Source organism: Oleiphilus sp. HI0079, assembly GCF_001635105.1.
Map to the genome: position 1 here is coordinate 1 of NZ_LWFT01001145.1, position 773 is coordinate 773.

At 47.2% G+C, this 773-nt stretch carries 1 protein-coding gene and 1 pseudogene; both read right to left on the reverse strand.

Translation table 11 applies throughout. The features are described from left to right. On the reverse strand, positions 1–350 hold a 350-nt coding region (locus tag A3750_RS20260), incomplete at its 3' end, for a phosphotransferase (protein WP_156498782.1). Between the two features lie 32 nt (positions 351–382). After that, a pseudogene (locus tag A3750_RS20265) lies at positions 383–773 on the reverse strand (DNA polymerase IV); the annotation flags it as partial.

Here is a 773-nt window from a genome sequence, read left to right on the forward strand (position 1 = left end):
TCCGGTAGCTCTAATTCCGGCGCATAGCCGCCCTGCATAGGAAATAGAGCGAATTGAAAGCCCTCAAACTCGTGAAGAGACTTCCCGTTAATGATCAATGGTGCGACCACGTTGATGTCGTTCTCCTGAAGCTCAAAAGAGAAGGCATGTTCTTCAAGGATAGCCTCTTTGTCCCATCGTTGAGGTCGGTAGAATTTTGCAATGCAAGGTGCGCTCTCTTCGAGTCCAACTCGATAAACTCTGTTTTCGTAGCTATTGAGCGGAAATATTCGTTGGTCACTGAGTAGATCGAGCGATTCGACCGCGTCGATCACCATATCCGGTAAAAGTCGTTCGTATGGGTGTTCCAAAATATCCGCCTTGCTGCTGATTAATTACCGGCTTATGTATCGGGTTGAATACTTCCGGATGGTGGGTCAGAGAACAAGTCTAACTGAAGTTCGTCTTTTTTGTTGTTGCCTATGCGTAACCCAAGCCCAACGAGACGAACGGGAAGTTGCTTGCGCTGCCACGCCTTGCGCATCATACCTCTAAACGCATCTTGATCTGCCCACGGCTCGGTGCCGCTCTGTATAGCTTCTTCCAAAGTAGTTTGGGAGAAGTCTTTGAACTTGATCTTCACGAATCGACCGCTTACGTTTTCTGTCGGTTTCAGTTTTTCACTTCGTTTTTTCAGTTCTAAAAATAGCTTCTTTAGGAGGGAATCCAGCTCGTTGGATAAAACAAGATCCTCGTCAATGGTTGTCTCGACAGACAAAGACTTTCGCTGCCGC